This window comes from Streptomyces sp. NPDC050988 (assembly GCF_044456225.1).
GTDB lineage: Bacteria > Actinomycetota > Actinomycetes > Streptomycetales > Streptomycetaceae > Streptomyces.
Genome location: NZ_JBITFQ010000001.1, coordinates 632,133 through 653,817, shown reverse-complemented (window position 1 = coordinate 653,817; position 21,685 = coordinate 632,133). Strand labels below are relative to the sequence as shown.

Sequence of the window (21,685 nt, the reverse complement as noted above, 5' to 3'; positions counted from 1 at the left end):
CTTCCCTGCCACAAGGAAGTAACGCGCGTTATTAAAGCGCGAAACCGGAGACGGTGTCTCGCCTCCGGCCGGCCGAGAGGGACTGGAAGTGGCCACGAACAAGTCGCATCGCGTGACCATGAGCGATGTGGCCCGCCACGCGGGTGTCTCACGGACCACGGTCTCCTTCGTCCTGAATGACAAGCCCGGCGCAGCCATCCCCGACGAGACCCGTCGGCGGATCCTGGAGGCGATCGACGAGCTCGGCTACCGGCCCAACGCCGGGGCGCGGGCGCTGGCCGCGAACCGCAGCGGGTGGTACGGGCTGATCACCGAGATCGTGACCGGCCCCTTCGCGGGGGAGGTGATCACGGGCGCGCAGAGCCGCGCCTGGGGTGACCGGAGGTTCCTGCTGATCGCCGCGAGCGAGGGCGACCCCGCCCAGGAGGCCGCCGCGCTCGACCAGATGCTGGAGCACCGGGTGGAAGGGCTCCTGTACGCCACGACCTGGCACCGCGCCGTCACGCTCCCCAAGGCCGTCCGGGAGGTGCCGACGGTGCTCGTCAACTGCTACGACGCGGAAGGTGAACTGCCGTGCATCCTGCCCGACGAGGTGTCGGGCGGATACAAGGCGACCCGCCGGCTCCTGGACGCCGGTCACACCCGCATCGGGTTCATCAACCTCGATCCGGCGATCCCGGCCGCCGTCGGCAGGCGCGAAGGGTACGAACGTGCCCTGCGCGAGGCCGGGATCACCCCCGACCCCTCCCTCGTCGTCCCCGGCTGGGCGACCGCCGACAGCGCCTACACCGCCGCCGGCGAACTGCTCGACCGCCCGGCCGGCGACCGGCCGACCGCGCTGTTCTGCGGAAACGACCGGATGGCGATGGGCGCGTACGACGCGATCAAGGAACGGGGGCTGCGCATCCCGCACGACGTGGCCGTCGTGGGGTTCGACAACCAGGAACTCATCGCCGCCTATCTGCGGCCGAAGCTGACGACGCTCGCCCTGCCCTTCGAGGCCATGGGCACCAAGGGCATCGACATGCTCGCCGCTCTCGCAGCGGGGCAGCCGCTCGACACCCGCAGGGTGACGATCGACTGCCCGCTGCTCGAACGCTCGTCGGTCTGACCGCTAATCAGTCCGCCGAGGAATCCCATCCCGTCTTCGCCCTGTGTGTTGAAGAGAGGAAAAGAGTCTCCATTATGGCACCCTCCGGCATACCCTCCCGCTTTCCTTCACGGCGGCCCCGAGCCGTCCTGAGAGCGGTCACCGCGATCGCCGCCGCAGCCCTGGTCCTGTCCGGTTGTACGGGTGGCTCGGGCACCTCCGGTGCCGGTGACACCTCCGGGAACCAGCTGCTCACCATCCCGCGCGAGGATCTGGCGACGTTCACGCGCAACTTCAACCCGCTCTCCCCGCAGGCCGCCCCCATGACCCTCCAGGCGATCTACGAGCCGCTGGTCGTCCACAGCATGGCGGACGCCAAGGACACGCCCTGGCTGGCCACCAAGTGGGAGCAGGCCAAGGACGCCAAGTCCCTCACCTTCACGCTGCGCGACGGCGTCAAGTGGTCGGACGGCCAGGCGCTCACCGCCGACGACGTCGTCTACACCTTCGAGCTCCAGAAGAAGGTGCTCGGCGGCTTCGACTACCTGGACAAGGTCACCGCGGTCGACGCCCACACGGTGAAGTTCTCCTTCAACAAGGCGTTCTCGACCGCCTTCTACGAGATCAGCAACCACTACATCCTGCCGAAGCACATCTGGTCCAAGGTGAAGGACCCGGCGAAGTTCACCAACCCGAACCCGGTCGCCACCGGCCCGTACACCAAGATCGAGAAGTTCCAGAGCCAGTCGTACGAGCTGCGCAAGAACCCCGACTACTGGCAGCCCGACAAGCAGCAGATCGCCGGCATCCAGATGCTCGCCTTCTCCGGCAACGACAGCGCCAACATCGCCTTCACCAGCGGCGAGGTGGACTGGACGCAGTCGTTCATCCCGGACATCGAGAAGTCCTTCGTCGCCAAGGACAAGAAGCACAACCACTACTGGTTCCCGGCCACCGGTGCCATGATCAACTGGCAGCTGAACACCACCAAGGCGCCCTTCGACGACCCGGCCGTGCGCAAGGCGCTCAGCATGGCCGTAGACCGCGACCAGATCACCAAGGTCGCGATGAACGGCTACGCCGAACCCGCCGACTGCACGGGTCTGGCCCGTACATACGACACGTGGCGCGACACCTCGCTCGCCGCGTCCTGCAGCTGGACGAAGTACGACAGCATCGCGGCGGCCAAGGCCCTCGACGCGGCCGGCTACGAGGAGAGCGGCGGCAAGCGGAAGCTGAAGAACGGCAAGGACTTCACGCTCGACATCTCCGTCGGCTCCGCCTCCTCCGACTGGATCTCGGTCGCCAACATCATCAAGCAGGACCTCGCGAAGGTCGGCATCACCGCCATTGTGAAGACGCCCGACTGGGCGGCCGTGCAGTCGTCGTACAACACAGGCACCTTCGACACCGGCATTGTGTGGAGCAACAACGGCGCCACCCCGTACGAGTACTTCCGCGGTGTGATGTCGACCAAGATGCTCCAGCCGGTCGGCAAGCAGGCCACGGAGAATTACCACCGCTTCGGCGACGAGAAGGCCGACAAGCTCATCGACGCCTTCGCCGCCGCCACGGACGAGAAGACGCAAGCCGAGCAGATGAACGGTCTGCAGGCGCTGTACAACGAGGACGCGCCCGTCGTCCCGCTGTTCACCGGCCCCGAGTGGGGCGCGTACACGGACGCCCGCTTCACCGGCTGGCCCACCGAGAAGAATCCGTACGCCACCCTCGGCAACCGCAACGGCAGCACGATCCTCGTGCTCACGTCGCTGAAGCCCGTCAAGGGCTGACGCCGCCCGCGGACCGGCGGCCGCCCTCCTCCCCGGACGGCCGCCCCCGCGCACCGAGCCACACGTTCACACCCCCACCGACAGGGAGCACGACCCGTGCGTCTGATCCTGCGCAACCTGGGGTTCTATCTGCTCGCCTTCTGGGCCTCCATCACCCTGAACTTCGTTCTCCCGCGCTTCATGCCGGGCGACCCGGTCTCCCGGATGTTCGCGCAGGCCCAGGGCACTATGCAGCCCGACCAGATAGCCCAGCTGCGGAAACTCTTCGGCCTCGACAACCGGCCCCTCTGGGAGCAGTACGTCTCCTACGTCCAGAGCGTCTTCACCGGCGACCTCGGCATCTCCATCTCCCGCTTCCCGACCCCGGTCTCCGACGTGATCGGCTCGCAGATCGGCTGGACCCTGCTCCTCGGCGGCGTCGCGCTCGTCATCGCGGCCGTGCTCGGCAACCTGCTCGGCATCGTCGCCGCCTGGCGGCGCGGCGGCGTCCTCGACTCCGCCTTCCCGCCCCTGCTGATCTTCGTCGGCTCGTTCCCGTACTTCTGGCTGGCCATGGGCGCGCTGTACCTGTTCGGGGTGAGCCTCGGCTGGTTCCCCATGCGGCACGCCTACGACGTCGGTCTGACTCCCGGCTTCCACGGCGAGTTCCTCTCCAACGTCGCCACCCACCTGGTGCTGCCCGCGCTGACCATCGTGCTGGTCTCCATCGGCGGCTGGATGCTCGGCATGCGCAACACCATGATCGCCACAGCGGCCGAGGACTACATCACCATGGCCGAGGCCAAGGGGCTCAGCCCCTCGCGGATCATGTTCCGCTACGCCGCCCGCAACGCGCTGCTGCCCTCCGTCACCAACTTCGGCATGGCACTCGGCTTCGTCGTCGGCGGTGCCCTGCTCACCGAGGTCGTGTTCGCCTACCCCGGCATCGGCTACCAGCTGCTGATGGCCGTCCAGGGCCTGGACTACCCGCTGATGCAGGGCATCTTCCTGACGATCACGGCGGCGGTACTGATCGCGAACTTCCTCGTCGACCTCGTCTATGTCCGCCTCGACCCGCGCGTCCGCGTCCGCTGAGGAGGCTGCCGACATGACCGCCATCGACACCATCGACATCGCGACGGCCACCACGCCGACCGCCCCCGCGAGCCCTTCCCGCCGGCGCGGACTGCTGCGCCAGCTCATCGACAGCAAGAAGGCGTTGACCGGGCTGGTCCTGCTCGCTCTCTTCGCGCTGCTGGCCCTGCTCGCACCCGCCCTCGCCCCGGGCGACCCGTCGCTCATCAACTCCACGGGCAGCCGGGCTCCTTCGGGCGCGGACTGGTTCGGTACGACCGCCAAGGGACAGGACGTGCTCGCCCTCACCCTGTGGGGTGCGCGCAGTTCCCTCTTCGTCGGCTTCACCGTGGGCCTTGTGGCGACCGGCGTCGCCATCCTCGTCGGCCTGGCGTCCGCATACTTCGGCCGCGTCGTCGATGACGCGCTGACCCTGGTCACCAACATCTTCCTGCTGCTGCCCGGCCTGCCGCTGCTCATCATCCTGGCCGCGTTCCTGCCGCCCGGGACCTCCACCGTGATCCTGGTCCTCGTCGTCACCGGCTGGGCGGGCTCGGCCCGGGTCCTGCGCGCGCAGGCCAAGTCGATCCGCGGCAAGGACTTCGTGGCCGCCGCCGTCGTCACCGGAGAACGCCCGCTACGGATCATGTTCCGCGAGATCCTGCCCAACATGGCGTCCGTGGTGATGACCACGCTGCTCGGCTGCGTGATCTTCGGCATCGGCGCCCAGGCCGGCCTGGAGTTCCTCGGCCTCGGCGACAGCAGTGTCGTCAGCTGGGGCACCAACCTGTACTGGGCCAGCAACGACGGCGCGCTGATGACCGGCACGTGGTGGGCCTTCGTCCCCTCCGGCCTGTGCATCGCGCTCGTCGCCTTCGCGCTCGCGCTGGTCAACTACGCGGTCGATGAGATCACCAACCCGAGGCTGCGCAACCGCCGTGTCCGCCGTGCCCGCCGTGAGAGGAGGGGCTGAGCCATGGAACCCGTACTTGAGGTGAACGGCCTCCGCGTCGAATACCGCAGCGACGGACGCACCGTCGTAGGCGCCGACGACGTCTCCTTCTCCATCGGCGCCGGAGAGGTCTTCGGCCTCGCCGGGGAGTCCGGCTGCGGCAAGTCGACCATCGCCAACGCGGTGATGCGACTGCTGAAGCCCCCGGCGGAGATCACCGCGGGCAGCATCCGCTTCCAGGGCCGGGACGTCCTCGCCCTGGACGCACGGGAGCTGCGCGCCTTCCGGTGGCGGGAGATCGCCATGGTCTTCCAGTCGGCGATGAACTCGCTCAACCCCGTCCTGACCATCGGCGAGCAGATCGTCGACATCTTCACCACCCACGAGCGGATGAAGAAGCGGGTCGCGCGGGAGCGGGCGGGTGAGCTGCTGGAGCTGGTCGGCATCGACCCGGGGCGGCTGAAGGCGTACCCGCACCAGCTCTCCGGCGGTATGCGCCAGCGCGTGGTCATCGCCATGGCCGTCGCGCTCCGTCCCCGGCTGCTGATCATGGACGAGCCGACCACCGCGCTCGACGTGGTCGTGCAGCAGGAGATCATGGCGCAGATCCGCGAACTCCAGCGGGAGCTGGGCTTCTCCATCCTCTTCATCACCCACGACATGTCCCTGATGATCGAGCTGTCGGACCGCATGGGCGTGATGTACGGCGGACGGATCGTCGAACTGGCCGACGCCAAGGACCTGTTCGCCCATCCGCTCCACCCCTACACCGAGGCGCTGATGAACGCCTTCCCGCCGCTGACCGGCCCGCGCCAAGAGCTCACCGGCCTCTTCGACGCCCCGCGCACCGCCGACAGCTGCGGCTTCCACGTCCGCTGTCCGGAGGACCGCTCGGACTGCTCCATGAACATCCCCGACCTGCGCGAGATCGCGCCGGGCCGCTGGGTGGCCCGCAGCGCGGCCCGCAATCCGGAAGGAGCCTCCCGATGACCGAACCCCTGCTGTCCGTACGCGGTTTGAGCAAGGACTTCCAGGTCGGCACCGTCTTCTCCCGGCGCCGTGTCCGAGCCGTCAACGACGTCTCCTTCGATCTCCCCGCCGGTCGGATCACCGCCCTGGTCGGCGAGTCCGGCAGCGGCAAGTCCACCATCGCCCGCTGTCTCGCCCGCCTCGAACAGCCCACGTCAGGTGAGGTGTTGCTGGACGGCGAGAACATCCTGCGCACCGAGCGGCGCCGGGTGTCACGGGCGTACCGCCGCAAGGTCCAGATGGTCTTCCAGGACCCCTTCGGCTCACTCAACCCCGTACACCGGATCGAGCACTTCCTCACCCGGGCGCTCGTCCTGCACGGCCACCCCGCCACACCGGAGGCGCTGCGCGAGCTGATGAAAACGGTCGGCCTGACCGAGGACATGCTCCAGTCCTACCCGCACGAACTCTCCGGCGGCCAGCGTCAACGCGTCTCCATCGCCCGCGCGCTGGCGGTGGAACCGCGCCTCATCCTGGCCGACGAACCGACGTCCATGCTGGACGTCTCCGTGCGCGTCGGCGTACTCAACCTGATGCGGCGCCTGCGCGACGAGCGGAACATCGCCATGCTCTACATCACGCACGACCTGGGCTCCGCCCGCTACCTCGCCGACACCACGATGGTCATGTTCGCCGGCGAACTCGTCGAGGGCGGCGACGCGTTGGCGGTGATGGACGCCCCCGCCCACCCCTACACCCGCCTGCTGCTGTCCGCCGTACCCGACCCTGAACGAGTCGGCAGCTACGACCCCGTCGAGCGCGCCCGCCTGCGCGAGGCGATCCTCAACCCCACGTCCTGCCCCTACGGCGACGACGGCACGTGCAGCCGCACCGAGCCTGTCCGCCACATCGTCGGCGAAGACGACGGACAGCCCCACTGGGTGCGCTGCCATCTGCGCGCACCCGCCTCCGACATCGCCCGCCGCGTCCTGAAGGCCACGGACCGGCCGGACGGCGAGGCCACCGACGTCACCTACGCCACTGACGCCACTGAGAAAGCGGAGACCACCGCCGCATGACCCACGACCTCACCCTCCCCTCCGGCAGCCATACCGCCGAGGGGCTGGCCGAACGCGCCCTGCGCGACCCCCACCGCCCCCGCTTCCACTTCACCTCGCCCGGCGGCTGGCTCAACGACCCCAACGGGCTGAGTCACTGGAACGGCGTCTTCCACCTCTTCTACCAGTACAACCCGCTCGCCGCCGCCCACCACCGCATCCACTGGGGCCACGCCACCAGCACCGACCTCATCCACTGGGCCGATGAGCCGGTCGCCCTGGTGCCGGGCTCGGACGGCCCGGACCGCGACGGCTGCTGGTCGGGTGTCCTGGTCGACGACGGCGGTGTGCCCACGCTCGTCTACTCGGGCAGGCACGGCGAGCACGAACTCCCCTGCGTGGCCAGGGGATCGGCGGATCTGAGGTACTGGACGAAAGACCCGGCCAACCCGGTCATCGCCGCCCCGCCGGAGGGCATCGACATCACGGCCTTCCGCGACCACTGCGTCTGGCGGGAGGGCTCCGGCGAGAACACGGTGTGGCGGCAGCTGGTCGGCTCGGGCGTGCGGGGCGTGGGTGGGACGGCTTTCCTCTACGAGTCCGAGGACCTACGAACCTGGCGCTACGTCGGCCCCCTGCTGACCGGCGACGCCTCGCAGAACCAGGGCGCCCTCGACTGGACGGGCACGATGTGGGAGTGCGTCGACCTCTTCCGGCTCGGCGAGGACGAGGAGGGCGGCGGCACCGACGTGCTGGCTTTCTCCGCCTGGGACGAGGGCACCACCCACCACCCCCTGTACTGGACCGGCCGCTACGAGGGTGACACCTTCACCCCGACCGTCCTCCACCGCCTCGACTACGGCGGCCGCTACTTCTACGCCCCCCAGTCCACCCGCGACGAGCACGGCCGACGCATCATGTTCGGCTGGCTCCAGGAGGGCCGGACGGACGACGCGAACGCGCGGGCCGGCTGGTGCGGTGTGATGTCCCTGCCCAGGGCCGTCACGCTCGCCACCGACGGCCGCCTGCACCAGGCCCCGGTGCCGGAGCTGACCGAGCTGCGGCGGGAGCGCGTAGAAGTCTCTCCGGGCCGGCTGGCCGACCCGTACACCCGGCTGCCCGCCGTGCGCGGGGACCAGCTGGACATCGAGACGACCCTGAGTCTCGCTCCCGGAGCGACCGCCCGGCTCGTGCTCCGCGAGACACCGGACGGCGCGGAACGCACGGTCGTGGAGGTGAGCAGGGCGTCCGACGGAGCGAGCGGTACCCTCCGCCTGCACCGCGAGACCAGCAGCCTCGACCCGACGGTCGACACCGAACCCCGGTACGGGGAGCTGCCGTTGGGCTCCGACGGACGGGTCGACCTGCGCGTCCTCGTCGACCACTCCGCACTGGAGATCTTCGCCAACGGGCGGCCCCTGACCGCCCGCATCTACCCCACCCGCGCGGACGCGGCCGTCGGCGTCGGTATCGGTGCTGACGGCGACGTGGCCCTGGAGCGGTTCGACGCCTGGCAGATGGCGTCGGCCTTCACCGACAAACCCCGGCCGCTGTGGCCGTGACTGTCTTACACACGACCACGGCCCGCGGGGTGGACGTCCCCGGGCCGTGGCCCACCCTCCCCTGTTCTCATCAGGAACTGCCATGAGCGTGTCCCGCCGGGTCGTTGAAGGCCAGGGCCTGTCCGGCGGATCATGCCGACGTCGTGAGCCTGTGAGGGCCCTTTTCGCGTGCGGGTGTTGTGCCGATGCTCAGCATCGACGGGGGAGAGACGCGTGCCTCTGGCTGGAACCGATCATCATCAACGTCCGATATTTCGTTCGCGGTTCGAGGTTTCGGTGCCGAAAATAGAGCCGTGCCCGAAGCGCGTCAAGACCCTTGCTGTGAACCCGCCTTGTGGGCCGCCGGCCCGACACCGCATGCTTCCGCCGCGTTACTCAAACGTGACGTCCTCCTGCTGTTGCACCCCTTGACCGGCATGAATTGTTAGCGCTCACAATGACCTCCGCAATCACCGGCCGACTTCCAGGGAGGGACGACGACCATGGCGTTCGCGACGCCCCAACTCGCCTCCGTGGCAACTGTCGTGGTCGTGGGGCTCTCGCCCGGAGAGTTACCCGGCCGTCCGGCGGACCTGTTGCCGTCGATGCGGGCCGGGCCCCGCCGCGCGGCGGCGTCTACGGCGTCCACGGGTGTCACAGGATTCTTCCGGTATACGACCGCCAAGGAGGTGCGGCCATGGCACAATCGCAGCTTCGGCCGCCCACCATGGCCGATGTCGCGCGACTGGCGGGCGTGTCCCACCAGACCGTTTCCCGTGTGCTGGGGGATCACCCCAACGTGCGGGACGAGACACGGGCCAGGGTGCTGCACGCGATCGAGGAAATGGGCTACCGCCGCAACTCCTCCGCACGAGCCCTGGTCACCCGACGCACTCGGACCCTGGGTGTTGTCGCCTCCGACACGACGCTCTACGGTCCGGCCAGCACCCTCTTCGCACTCGAAGAGGCCGCGCGTGCCGAGGGGTACCTCGTGTCCACGGTCAGCCTGCGCAAGCTGACCGTCGAGACGGTGTCCGAAGCCCTTGACCACCTCAGTGAGGGCGGGGTGGAGGGAGTGGTCGCCATCGCCCCGCAGCGGTCGGCGGTCGAGGCCCTCGCCGAACTCCGGCACCCCTTCCCGGTGGTGACCGTGGGCAGCGGACCGGGTGTGGGCATCCCCTGCGTCAACGTGGACCAGCACATGGGCGCACGGCTGGCCACCGGTCATCTGCTGGCCGCCGGCCACCGTACGGTCTGGCACCTCGCCGGACCCGAGGACTGGCAGGAGGCGGCCGACCGGGCCGCCGGCTGGCGGGCGACCCTCGAAGAGGCCGGTGTCGAGCCGCCGATGTTCCTGCGCGGGGACTGGAGTCCGCTGTCGGGCTACCGGGCGGGCCAGGAACTGGCAGGCTGGGTGGGCCGGGGGCTGACGGCGGTGTTCGTCGCCAACGACCAGATGGCGCTGGGGGTGTTGCGGGCCCTTCGGGAAGCGGGCGTGCGAACTCCCCAGGATGTCGCGGTGGTCGGCTTCGATGACATACCGGAGTCGGAGTTCTTCGCCCCACCGCTCACCACCGTCCGGCAGGACTTCTCGGCGGTGGGCAAACGGAGCATCGCCCTGCTCCTGGACCTGATCGAGGGCCGTGACCCGGCCGGGACACCCCGGTTCGCCATCGAGCCCCAACTCGTGGTCCGCGCAAGCACTTTCCCGTACACCGCGGACCCGGGCGCAGCACCCACCTGACACCGCGTACAGCGCATGACGGCCGATTTTCACCGCATCCGTATGGCCGATATGTCGAACAATGATCGACAGGCTGGACGAGGGCAGCCTGTCCCGGCGAGTAGCAAGGCGTACCAGCGGGTCCCCCAGGGACCGGCTCTTCAAAGGAGAAGACACATGCTCAACAGAAGGAACTTCCTCACCGCGGCGGTCGGCGTGGCGGCGGCGGGCGGCCTGGCGGCCTGTGCCAAGGAGGACGAGGGCGGCTCGAGTTCCTCCGCCGGCGGCAGCGGTGGCAAGAAGATCACCCTCGGCTTTGCACAGGTCGGCTCGGAGAGCGGCTGGCGCACCGCCAACACCAAGTCGGTCAAGGCGGCGGCCAAGGACGCCGGTTACACCCTCAAGTTCTCCGACGCCCAGCAGAAGCAGGAGAACCAGATCTCGGCGATCCGCAGCTACATCGCGCAGAAGGTGAACGTCATCGCCTTCTCGCCGGTGGTCGTCACCGGCTGGGACGCGGTGCTCAAGGAGGCCAAGACCGCGAAGATCCCGGTCATCCTCACCGACCGCTCGATCGAGACGTCCGACGACTCCCTGTACGTCTCCTTCATAGGCTCCGACTTCACCGACGAGGGCCGACGCGCGGGCAAGATGCTGGAGACGGTTCTTGAGAAGGCCGGCCACAAGGGTGCGGTGAAGATCGCCCAGCTGGAGGGCACCACCGGCGCCGCCCCCGCGCTCGAACGCGCCAAGGGCTTCAAGGAAATCATGGACGCCGACCACAAGGACGACTGGAAGATCGTCGTCAGCCAGACCGGTGACTTCACCAGGGCCGGCGGCAAGCAGGTCATGGCGGCCTTCCTGCAGTCCAACCCGGACATCAACGTGCTCTACGCGCACAACGACGACATGGCCCTGGGCGCCATCCAGTCCATCGAGGCGGCCGGCAAGAAGGCCGGCAAGGACATCCTGATCATCTCGGTCGACGGTGTGAAGGACGGCTTCGTCGCGATGTCCGAGGGCAAGATCAACGGCATCGTCGAGTGCAACCCGCTGCTCGGCCCCCAGCTGATGGAGCTCGTGAAGAAGGTCAACGACGGCGAGACGGTCGAGCGCCGTATCAAGACCAAGGAGGGCGACTTCCTGCAGGAGCAGGCCAAGGACGCGCTCCCGACCCGCAAGTACTGACCTACGGGTGGCGGCCCGCAGGTACTGACCTGCGGGTGACCGACCCGCAGGTACTGACCCTCGGGTGCCGGTCCGCACGTACCGATCCGCGGGTGTCGGCCCGCACGTACTCACCGACCGCACCCACCGCCAGCCAGGGAGCCTCCCTCCGGCCGAAGACCTCGGCCCAGGGGGCTCCCTGCGGGACTGAACGAAATCCATGAGGAGCGCTGCCATGGCAGAGCCGCTGCCCGTCCTGGAGATGACGGGCATAGTCAAAGAGTTTCCGGGGGTACGGGCTCTGTCGGGTGTCGACTTCCGGCTCTTCCCCGGCGAGATCCACGCACTGCTCGGCGAGAACGGCGCCGGCAAGTCCACCCTCATCAAGGTGCTGACCGGGGTCCACTCCCTGGACGGCGGCACCATCACCCTCAACGGCACGAACGTACGGTTCGCCAGCCCGTCGCAGGCGCAGCAGGCAGGCGTCAGCACGGTCTACCAGGAGGTCAACCTCTGCCCCAACCTGTCGGTGGCGGAGAACATCTTCATCGGACGCGAACCCACCCGCTTCGGCCGCATCCAGTGGAAGCGGCTGCGCCGTGAGGCCGCCGAACTGGTCGACCGGCTCGGCCTCGACATCGACGTCACCGCGCCCCTGTCCTCGTACCCGCTGGCAGTGCAGCAACTGGTCGCGATCGTAAGGTCGGTGGGCACCGGAGACGCCGACGGCCAGGGGGCGGGCACCAAGGTGCTCATCCTCGACGAGCCGACCTCCAGCCTCGACCGCGACGAGGTCCTCGAACTCTTCGCCCTGATGCGGCGGTTGAAGGACGAGGGCGTCGCGATCCTCTTCGTGTCGCACTTCCTCGACCAGATCTACGAGGTCTGCGACCGGATGACCGTTCTGCGCAACGGCACCCTGGTCGGCGAGTACATGGTCCGTGACCTCGACCAGGTCGGCCTCGTCCAGCTGATGATCGGCAAGGCCCTGGACCAGCTGGAGGAGCTGCACGACCAGCAACTCCACTCAGACGTGGGGGAGTTGCTGCTCCAGGCGGACGGCCTGGGCCGCGTCGGTGGCATCGCCCCCTTCGACCTGGAGATCAAGAAGGGCGAGGTCATCGGACTCGCCGGACTCCTCGGATCGGGCCGCACCGAACTCGCACGGCTGCTCTTCGGCGCCGACCACCCCGACAGCGGCAGGCTGACCATCGGTGGCAAGCAGGTCTCGATGAGCGCCCCGAACGACGCGATCGCCGCGGGCGTCGCGTTCTGCTCGGAGAACCGCAAGACCGAGGGCCTCGTACCGGACCTGACGGTGCGTGAGAACATCATCCTCGCCCTCCAGGCCTCGCGCGGCTGGACCCGGCCCATCCCGGTCGCGCAGCGCGACGAACTCGTCGCCAAGTACATCAAGGCCCTGGACATCCGGCCCGCCAACCCCGAGGCCAGGGTCGGCCAGCTCAGCGGCGGCAACCAGCAGAAGGTGCTGCTCGCCCGCTGGCTGATCACCCAGCCCAAACTGCTGATCCTGGACGAGCCGACGCGCGGCATCGACATCGGCGCGAAGGCCGAGATCCAGAAACTCGTGGTCTCGCTCTCCGAGGAGGGCATGGCCGTGCTGTACATCGCGGCCGAGCTGGAGGAGGTCCTGCGGCTCAGCCACACCATCGGAGTGCTGCGCGACCGCAAGCTGGTGGCGCAGCTCGCCAACGGGCCCGAGATCACCACCACCAGGATCCTGGAGACCATCGCGAGCGGAGAGCACCAGTGACCACCACTCCCCGATGGCGAGCGCTGACGCACCATCACCTGTTCTGGCCGGTCGCCGTGCTGGTCATCCTGCTGCTCGTCAACGTTCCCTTCACACCAGACTTCTTCGCCATCAAGATGACGGACGGCCACCTCTACGGCAGCCTCGTCTCGATCGTGCTGTTCGGCTCGCCCCTCATCCTGGTCGCGGTCGGCATGACCCTGGTCATCGCCACCGGCGGCATCGACCTCTCCGTCGGCGCCGTGGTCGCCATCACCGGCGCCCTCACCTGTTCGTACATCAGCGACCAGGCCGACCAGAGCGCCCTGTCCGGGGTGTTCCTGGCCCTGGGCATCGGACTGGGGGCCGCCATCGTCTGCGGCCTCTGGAACGGCTTCCTGGTCGCCAGGATGGGCATCCAGCCGATCATCGCCACGCTGATCATCATGGTCGCCGGCCGCGGTGTCGCCCAGCTCATCACCGACGGGCAGATCATCACCGTCAACAGCGAGCCGTACAAGCTGATCGGCGGCGGCTACTGGCTGACGCTGCCCTTCTCCATCTTCATCGTGGCCGCCGTCGTGGCCGTCACCGTCGTACTCACCCGCCGCACGGCCCTGGGCCTGCTCGTCGAGTCCGTCGGCGGCAACGCCGAGGCCAGCCGCCTGGTCGGCATCAGGTCCATGCGCATCAAGATCATGGTGTACGTGTTCTGCGCGCTGTGCGCCGGAATCGCGGGCCTGATGATCAGCTCCAACACCTCTGCGGCGGACGGCAACAACGCCGGCCTGTGGATCGAGCTGGACGCGATCCTGGCGGTCGTCATCGGCGGCACGTCACTCCTCGGCGGCCGGTTCTCGATTGGCGGCACGGTCGTCGGCGCCCTCGTCATCCAGACCCTGACCACCACGATCTACACCATCGGCGTGCCGACCCAGACCAACCTGGTCTTCAAGGCCGCCGTCGTCATCATCGTCTGCCTGATGCAGTCGCCGAAGTTCCGCGCCAAGGTGTTCGGCGCGAAGCTCGGCGGCAAGCAGACCGCGGCACCGGCACCGGCGGAGACCGCCCCGGCGGCCGAGGCCTCTCCCAAGATGGAGGTGTCGTGATGAGCACGACCACCCAGCGGCCGACGGCGGCGGACAGCCGTACGACCGGCAAGGCCGCGCGCGTACTCGGCGACCGGCGGCTGCCCGTCCTGGTGACGGCCGGTCTCTTCCTCGTGATGTACGGCGTCGGACTGAGCCGGTACCAGAACTACGGGTTCGCCGAAACGCAGGTCTTCCTGAACCTGTTCATCGACAACAGCTATCTGCTGGTGGCCGCCGTCGGCGCGACGTTCGTCATCCTCTCCGGCGGCATCGACCTGTCGGTCGGGTCGGTGATCGGCTTCACGACCATGTTCACGGCATGGCTGGTGGAACGTCAGGGACTGCCGATCGTGGTCGTCATCCCCATGGCGCTCGCCGTGGGAGCCTTCGGCGGCTTCCTGATGGGCTACGTGATCCAGAACTTCGAGATCCAGCCCTTCATCGTGACCCTCGCCGGCCTCTTCCTCTTCCGGGGCCTGTGCCTGGTCATCAGCAAGGAGTCCATCTCCATCGGCGACTCCTCCGTGAGCAGCATGGCCCAGACACAGGTGTCACTGGGCGGGGCCTTCCTCTCCATCGGGGCCATCGTGGCGCTGGTGGTACTGGCCGCGGCGTTCTACGTCCTGCACTACACGCGCTTCGGACGCCGGGTGTACGCCATCGGCGGCAACGAGCAGTCGGCCCTGCTGATGGGGCTTCCGCAGGGCGGCACCAAGATCGCCGTGTACACGATGAGCGGTTTCTGCTCGGCGCTCGCGGGTCTCCTCTTCACCCTCTACATCCAGTCCGGCGACCCCCTGCACGCCACCGGCATGGAGCTCGACGCGATCGCCGCGGTCGTCATCGGCGGCACGCTCCTCACGGGCGGCTCCGGCTACGTGATCGGCACGCTGTTCGGCGTCCTCGTCCTCGGCCTCATCAAGAGCCTCATCCAGTTCGAGGGCACGCTGAGCTCGTGGTGGACGAAGATCGCGACGGGTGTGCTTCTGTGCGCGTTCATCCTGATCCAGCGGGCGATGACGTCTCGCCGCAAGACCTGACTCGCCGCGCGATCCCGGCCGTTGGCCCGCCCTGAACTCGGGGGCGGGCCTTCGGCATGAGTCCTCCGCCTCCGCGGCCCAGCGATAATCGGTCCAATGACTTCTCCACCGCAGAGCTGGGCGCGTGCCGAGCGTCTCGATGCCGCCCGGACGGTCGACGCCCTTCACACCCGGACGGGCGTCCGCCTGACGCTGGACGGCCCCTGCCCGGGCGGGCAGGTCGGGGCAGCCTTTGTGTGCTGGCCCGACGGTCACCGCTCCGTCCTCAAGTGGCGGCCGCACAGCCGGGCGGCGGACATGCGGGCCGGACCACTCGCCGTCACCGAAGCGCTGCGGTCGGCAGGCTATCCGGCACCGGCCACCGAACTGGTCGCCCAGGTCGACGATGCGGTGGTCACGGTCCAAGAGCTCCTGCCGGGCACGACGATCGACCACCTCGACCAGCGAGTCCTGGAGCAGGCTCTGGAACTCAACCAGTTGCAGGCGGACCGGCTTGCCGACCGCCCCGATGTCCCAGCGGTGGAACTTCACCTGTTGGAGGACGGTCCTGGCTACTGCCTGCACCAGCCCTTGCGTGAGCACGACCGCCGAAGCGCCGCGCTGGAACACTGGATCACCGCTGTAGGCGCGGACTCCTCGGCTCAACTGGCCGGGCATGACGCCGTGCACATGGATTTCCACCCGGGCAACCTGCTGGCGATGGATGGCGCCATCACGGGGGTCATCGACTGGGACGGTGCCGCCCGCGGTGACCGGCGATTCGACCTGGTCACCCTGCGTTTCGGTATCCACACCAAGGAAGCCGACCCGGGGGTGACACAGCGTCTCGACGCCGTCCTCGACTCGTTCCCCGAGGAGATCCTGCGGCCCGCGTGGGCCCACATGAGCCTTCGCATGGTCGACTGGGCCATCAGACACTTCACCCCGGCCGATGTGGAGCACTGGCTCGACCTGGCCGAACAACGCGCGAGCTGACCCCGCGACGGAGCGGCGCCCGGGACCGTGGCCCCGGGCGCCGCGCTGCCAGTGGTGTGTCAGCCGTGAGTCCTCAGCGGTAGTGCTCAGCCGAACACGATGCCGTACGCCTTCGAGCCCGTGCGGTTGTCGTAGACCACGTCGCCGGTGGACTTCTTCCAGATCCTGATGCGGTAGGTGTCAGGGGAGTCGGTGATGGTGATGCGGAACGCGTAGCCGGCGGTGCCGTTGACCGTGCCCGAGCCCTGGTACTGGGCTTCGGAGCGGGTGACGACCAGCCAGTCCGAGGCGGTGGAGCGGAACTTGACCTTGGCGGCCGCGAAGTCGAAGGTCGCGTTGCCGCTCGGCACGGTGTCCTTCGCCTTCTTGTACGCGGCGCCGAAGGAGAAGCCCGCAAGACCGGTCAGCGAGGGCTTCGCCGGGTAGGCGCCCGCCGGGGAGGAGATGACTCCGACGCCGGCGATCGGACCGGCGCCGCGGTCGTAGACGACCAGTTCGGGCAGTTGGGTGCTGTCCTTGCCGCCGTCGTCGTCGGTGACGGTGATCACCGGACGGTGGATGCCCGCCTTCTTGTACGTGTGCGTGGCCTCGCAGCCGGTGGAGGTGACCTTGCCCGTGGTCGGCTCGGAGCCGTCCTTCCAGTCGACCTCGCACGTCTGGGTGTCGTCGGACCCGAGGTCGGTGAACGCGGCCTTCACGGATGCGCTCCTGCCGACCGACACCGGAGTGCTCGGACCCGTGGCCGACGTGATCACCGGCGCCGCGTTGTCCACGGTCACGGTGAGCGTGTCACTGCTGCGGCCCCCCGTCAGCGTCACCTCGTACGTACCGTCGTCGGCGCAGGTGATCGACGTGAGGATGGCCTCGGGGTCGGCGAACGTGCAGGGCGCTCCGCCCGAGCCCGAGACCGTCCACCTGGGCTTGCCCGCCCCGGAGATCGTGCCCGTGACGGGGATCGCGCCGCCCTCCGTGCCCATCGCGTCCGGACCGGCCCGGACGATGGTGACCGGGTCGATGCTCGACAGTGTCGGGACGACTTTCCTGATCAGGCCGTCGGCGTCGAACTCCAGCTTGTCGATGGTCGTTTCGCGGTTCGTGCCGTCACCGCCCGGGATGGCGAAGCGGTGGTAGGCGATGTACCAGTCGTCGGTGTTCGGCACCTTGACCACCGAGTGGTGGCCGGGACCCTTGATGCCCAGGGACAGGTCCTTCTCCAGGATCACGCCCCGCTTGGTCCAGGGGCCCGTGGGCGAGGAGCCGGTCGCGTAGGCGACGCGGTAGTTCTCGTCCCGGGTGTCGTTCTCCGACCACATGAAGTAGTAGGTGCCCTTGCGCTTGATGACGAAGGTGCCCTCGTTGTAGCCGCTGGGAGTCATGTCGGTGACCTTCGACGCGTCGAAGGAGACCATGTCGTCGTTCAACGGGACGGCGTACGCCCTGCCGTTGCCCCAGTAGAGGTACGGCGTGCCGTCGTCGTCGGTGAAGACCGCCGGGTCGATCATCTGGCCCGGGTACAGGCCCGCCTTCAGCAGTGGCTTGCCCAGCGCGTCCTTGAACGGGCCGGTGGGTGAGTCGGACACCGCGACACCGATGTTCGCGTCGGCGCAGAAGTAGAAGTAGTACTTGCCGTTCCGCTCCTCGATCGCCGGCGCCCAGGCCCTGCTGTCGGCCCAGCTGACGTCCGGACCGAGGTCGAGGATGACGCCGTGGTCCTTCCAGTGGACCAGGTCCTTGGAGGAGTACGCCTTGAACTGGGTGCCGCTCCAGCCGGGGAAGCCGTCGGTGGTCGGGTAGATGTAGAAGGTGTCGCCGAACCTCGTGATGTTCGGGTCGGCGTTGAGGCCCGGCAGCACCGGGCTCTTCATCTCCACGGCCCGGACCGTCCAGGTGCGCTTCCTGCCGTCCGAGCCGGTCACCTCGTACGTCACCGGCTCGGTGAAGTCGTGCAGCGAGCCGGACGCGGGGCTGATGGACGCTCCATGGGCGAGTTCGAACTCCGGTGCCAGGGCCGTGACATCACTGCCCTCCGCGAGCGGGAGCGTGATCCTGCTGTCCGCGTCGTCGATGATCGCGTCGACCTTGAGCGCGGGGTGGGTCGCCGTGGCGATTCCCGTCGTGTTCCCGCTCAGTTCCAGGACCTCGGCGGGCGACAGCGCCCGGTTGTAGATCCGGAAGTCGTCGACCTCGCCGCCGAAGTACGGGTCGGGGGAGTAGAGCGACCTGCCGATGTAGCCGGAGTAGCCTTTCGACGCGTCGTACAACTCGGACGGCCTGATGGTGACGCCCGTCGCCCGGGCCGCCTCGACGCCGTCCACGTAGAGGACCGCCGTCTCGGTCGCGCCGTTCACGGTCACGGTGACGTGCTGCCACTTCCCGGGGGTGAGCTGCGAGCCGCCGGTCATCTGCTTCTCGCCCGACCAAGTGGCCTTGGTGATCGCGGAGAAGAGCTTGCCGCCGCCGTTGGACGGAGTGGCGAAGAGGTACTTGTCGCTGTCCGGGCCAAGACCGAAGAGCCACTGGAAGTTGTCCCCGCCCTTCCACTTGGCGTACGTGGAGACGGTCACGCTGTCGGCGCCCTTCAGCACGCCGTTGGGGATCCTGACGTACGGGGAGGTGGTCGAGGTACTCGAACCGCCGGACATCTTGAACGAGCCGCCGTCCACGCCGGTCCCGAAGTCGGGAGTGCGGACGTACGTGCCGTGGTAGCCGTGGCCGCTGGAGTCACGGGCGATGCTGCCGCCCGTCTCGTCGAAGCCGTAGTGCAGGAGTAGGTCCGCGGGCACGTCGGGGCCCTCCGCCGTGACGGTGACCTCGGCCTCGGCCTGGAGCGCGGCGCCGTCGGGCAGGCTGCCCTTCACGGTGAAGGTGCCGGCCTGCGCGTACTCCGAGGCGGGGACGTCGTCCCAGGTGACGGAGACGGGCCGCTTGACGCCGTCCGCGTACTCGGCGATGACCGTGCCCGGCAGGACGGGGGCCTCACCGATGCCCGTCGTCACCTTGACGTCCTCGATCGACTCGACGATCTGGTCCGGCTGGTAGGCCTTCAGCAGCCGGTCGTACTCGGCCTGTGTGACCGGAAGTACCGTGCCGTGGCGGGGCCTTGACGGAAGGTCATATCCCGTGGACGGCGTCCAGTTGCCGGAGGCGAGGTTCGTCGTCTCGAAGGGGATGTAGCCGCGCCCGCCGAACTCGTCGAGGAACGCGTACCACTTCTCCTCGGTGTTGGACTTGAACACCAGTGGTCCCTCGGCGGCGCTCATCGCGCCCTTGCCGATGCCCTCGGCCACGAAGTCCCAGGACTCGTCGAGGATCGAGTCGCTCTTCTCCTGGAAGATGAACTTGCTGTTGGGGGTCGACGACGAGTTGTTCCGCTCGTCCTTCGAAAGCCTGTGGTAGGTGTCGCCCTGCTTGATCATCGTGGAGTCGATGACCGAGTAGCCGCGGTCGATCCACACCTTGGGCTCACTGAAGGTGCGGAAGTCACGGGTGGTCGCGTACATCATGCGGTTGTACGTGTCGCCCGAGTGCTCGGGGTTGTCGTACAGCTTCGACGCCCAGAAGACGACGTACGAGCCGAGCTTCTCGTCGTAGAACGCCTCCGGCGCCCAGGTGTTGCCGGCCGAGTCGGGCGAGACCCTGACCAGTCGCTGGTCGGTCCAGTGGACCAGGTCGGTGGACTCCCAGACCATGATGGACCTGCTGCCGGTGCGCTGGGACGCGTCCCAGTTGCCGTTGCCGTAGATCCGCAGGTCGGTGGCTATCTGGTAGAACTTGTCGCCCTCGGGGGAGCGGATGATGAACGGGTCGCGCAGGCCCTTCTCGCCGAGCGTGGAGGTCAGGACGGGCTTGCCGTCGTTCAACTCCCGCCATTTCAAAGGGTCGTTGCCCTTGCTGAGGGCCGCGTAGAGCTGCTCGCCGTCCGAGGTGCCCTCGCCGGTGAAGTAGCTGAACATATAGCCCTTGAGGGGCGCCTCGGCGGGGAGTTCGGGCACCTGCGCGGTCAGGACACGGGTCGCCCGCGCGTCGCCCTTGGTGACGGTCGCGGTCAGCTCGACGGTGGTGCCGCCGTCGCCGTGCGCCGGGCGGTGGACGATGCCGTCGGCGGAGACGACGTCCGGCTTCGCGGAGGCCCAGCCGACCTTCGTGCCGTACGAACCGGTCGACGGCAGAGTGATGTTGCCGCGCACGTCGTCGAGGTTGTCGACCTTCAGTGCCTCGGCGGCCTGCTCGGTGGCCGTGGCGTCGTCGAACGCGGGCGGGACCGTGATGTCGAAGGTCCTGGTGTCCGTCACCGAGCCCTTCTTCAGGGTCGCAGTGAGCGTGGCGTGGCCGTCCGGCTCACCTGCGGCGGGGCGGGTGACGGCACCGGAGTCCGACACCACCGAGGGGGTGTCGCTCTTCCAGCTGATCGAGGAGCCGCCCGCCGTGCCGGTGGTGGGCAGCGTCAGGTCCGCGACGACGGCGCTCGTGTCGCCGAGGGTGAGGGCGGCCTTGTCGTCGGCGACGCCCCGGGTGGCGACGGGGAGGGAGAGCTGCTCGACCTCCGAGCCCGCCAACGCCCGGTCGTAGACCCGGAAGTCGCGGATGCTGCCCTTGAAGAGCTTGTCACCCGGGTACACCGACTTGCCGATGTGGTTGGCGGTCGTGGTGCCGGAGCCGATGGAGCCGGGGGTGATGGTGACCCCCGTGTTGCGAGCCACCTCGACGCCGTCCTCGTACAGGACACCGGTGTTGCCGGTCTGGGTGTACGTGACCTGCTTCCACACGGCACGGGTCATGGCGCGGGCGGGGGAGGGCTGGGTGGTCTGTTCCGTCGACCAGTTTCCGGAGGCGATGGAGGTCCGGAAGGTGCTGCCGGTGGTGAAGAGGTAGCCGTTGCCCGCGGAGCCGCTCGTGTTGCCGAAGCCGTAGATGAAGTACGGGGTGTTCTGCGCGGAGTCGACCTTCACGTCCATCGAGACGGAGATCGAGTTCATGCCGCTCATGATGTTGTCCGGCACCTTGACGTAGGTGTCGGAGCCGTTGAACGAGAGCCCCTCGCCGGTGCCGGACCAGGTGGCCGCGCCGTTCACCGTGCCGGTCCGGCCGTTGCCGGAGGCGTCGGCCACCGTGGTGCCGGAGGCGTCGTCGAGCTTGTACCAGAGGGCCAGGCCCTCGGTGATGTCCGCGCTCTCGGCCGCGTTGGCGGGGGCGACGGGCCCGGCGAGTCCGAGGAGCAGTGAGGCCGCGGTCAGTCCGGCGAGCCCTCCTGCCCAACGTCTTGTACGGCCAAGGGGTCTCGAGAGTCGCATCGTTTCAACTTCCTCTGCTGAGACATGCCGGAAGGAAAGGACCGCGAGGTCTCAGCAGCGGGGCTCGTGCCGTTTCGCGTGTGTGACGTCGCGTTGCGAGAGTGTGAAGCGGTGCGAACGGGGGCGTCAAGAGGTTCCGAACAATGTCCGACGGGTCGAACAGTTGGAGATTGCGCGCAACACCCGTAGGCC

Annotated in this window: 14 protein-coding genes; 13 read left to right on the top strand and 1 reads right to left on the bottom strand. The window is 68.4% G+C overall.

The window, feature by feature from the left end; all coding sequences use genetic code 11:
- Positions 1-88: 88 nt before the first annotated feature.
- From ACIBEI_RS02845 to ACIBEI_RS02785, 13 genes are all read left to right on the top strand, one after another.
- Positions 89-1,111: a LacI family DNA-binding transcriptional regulator gene (locus ACIBEI_RS02845; protein ID WP_398884376.1), complete on the top strand. Its 1,023-nt coding sequence runs from the start codon at positions 89-91 to the stop codon at positions 1,109-1,111.
- Positions 1,112-1,185: 74 nt separating this feature from the next.
- Positions 1,186-2,880, top strand: coding sequence for an ABC transporter substrate-binding protein (locus ACIBEI_RS02840; RefSeq protein ID WP_398884374.1), 1,695 nt, complete (start codon positions 1,186-1,188; stop codon positions 2,878-2,880).
- A 96-nt stretch (positions 2,881-2,976) separates the two neighbouring features.
- Entirely contained in the window at positions 2,977-3,954 is a 978-nt protein-coding gene (locus ACIBEI_RS02835) for an ABC transporter permease (protein WP_398884372.1), read from the top strand.
- Positions 3,955-3,967: 13 nt separating this feature from the next.
- Positions 3,968-4,906 carry an ABC transporter permease gene (locus ACIBEI_RS02830; protein ID WP_398884370.1) on the top strand — a complete coding sequence of 313 codons (939 nt, stop codon included), beginning with the start codon at positions 3,968-3,970 and terminating at the stop codon, positions 4,904-4,906.
- Positions 4,907-4,909: 3 nt separating this feature from the next.
- Complete coding sequence (locus ACIBEI_RS02825) at positions 4,910-5,875, top strand: ABC transporter ATP-binding protein (RefSeq protein ID WP_398884368.1); 966 nt, start codon at positions 4,910-4,912, stop codon at positions 5,873-5,875.
- Entirely contained in the window at positions 5,872-6,933 is a 1,062-nt protein-coding gene (locus ACIBEI_RS02820; protein WP_398884366.1) for an ABC transporter ATP-binding protein, read from the top strand. The genes ACIBEI_RS02825 and ACIBEI_RS02820 overlap by 4 nt, the downstream gene beginning before the upstream one ends.
- Complete coding sequence (locus tag ACIBEI_RS02815) at positions 6,930-8,474, top strand: glycoside hydrolase family 32 protein (protein WP_398884364.1); 1,545 nt, start codon at positions 6,930-6,932, stop codon at positions 8,472-8,474. Before ACIBEI_RS02820 ends, ACIBEI_RS02815 begins: the two co-directional genes overlap by 4 nt.
- A gap of 676 nt (positions 8,475-9,150) precedes the next feature.
- Positions 9,151-10,197: a LacI family DNA-binding transcriptional regulator gene (locus ACIBEI_RS02810; RefSeq protein WP_398884362.1), complete on the top strand. Its 1,047-nt coding sequence runs from the start codon at positions 9,151-9,153 to the stop codon at positions 10,195-10,197.
- A 156-nt stretch (positions 10,198-10,353) separates the two neighbouring features.
- The gene (locus ACIBEI_RS02805; protein WP_398884360.1) at positions 10,354-11,364 is read left to right on the top strand and encodes an ABC transporter substrate-binding protein; all 1,011 of its coding nucleotides are present in this window, start codon (positions 10,354-10,356) and stop codon (positions 11,362-11,364) included.
- A 214-nt stretch (positions 11,365-11,578) separates the two neighbouring features.
- On the top strand, positions 11,579-13,117 hold the full coding sequence (locus ACIBEI_RS02800; protein ID WP_398884358.1) for a sugar ABC transporter ATP-binding protein: 1,539 nt from the start codon (positions 11,579-11,581) through the stop codon (positions 13,115-13,117).
- Positions 13,114-14,205, top strand: coding sequence for an ABC transporter permease (locus tag ACIBEI_RS02795; RefSeq protein ID WP_398884356.1), 1,092 nt, complete (start codon positions 13,114-13,116; stop codon positions 14,203-14,205). Before ACIBEI_RS02800 ends, ACIBEI_RS02795 begins: the two co-directional genes overlap by 4 nt.
- Complete coding sequence (gene yjfF / locus ACIBEI_RS02790; RefSeq protein WP_398884354.1) at positions 14,205-15,227, top strand: galactofuranose ABC transporter, permease protein YjfF; 1,023 nt, start codon at positions 14,205-14,207, stop codon at positions 15,225-15,227. Before ACIBEI_RS02795 ends, yjfF begins: the two co-directional genes overlap by 1 nt.
- Positions 15,228-15,323: 96 nt before the next feature.
- On the top strand, positions 15,324-16,202 hold the full coding sequence (locus ACIBEI_RS02785) for a phosphotransferase (protein ID WP_398884352.1): 879 nt from the start codon (positions 15,324-15,326) through the stop codon (positions 16,200-16,202).
- 86 nt (positions 16,203-16,288) lie between these two features.
- Here the strand turns inward: ACIBEI_RS02785 and ACIBEI_RS02780 are convergent, their stop codons facing one another.
- Entirely contained in the window at positions 16,289-21,493 is a 5,205-nt protein-coding gene (locus tag ACIBEI_RS02780; protein WP_398884350.1) for a family 43 glycosylhydrolase, read from the bottom strand.
- Between the last annotated feature and the right edge of the window lie 192 nt (positions 21,494-21,685).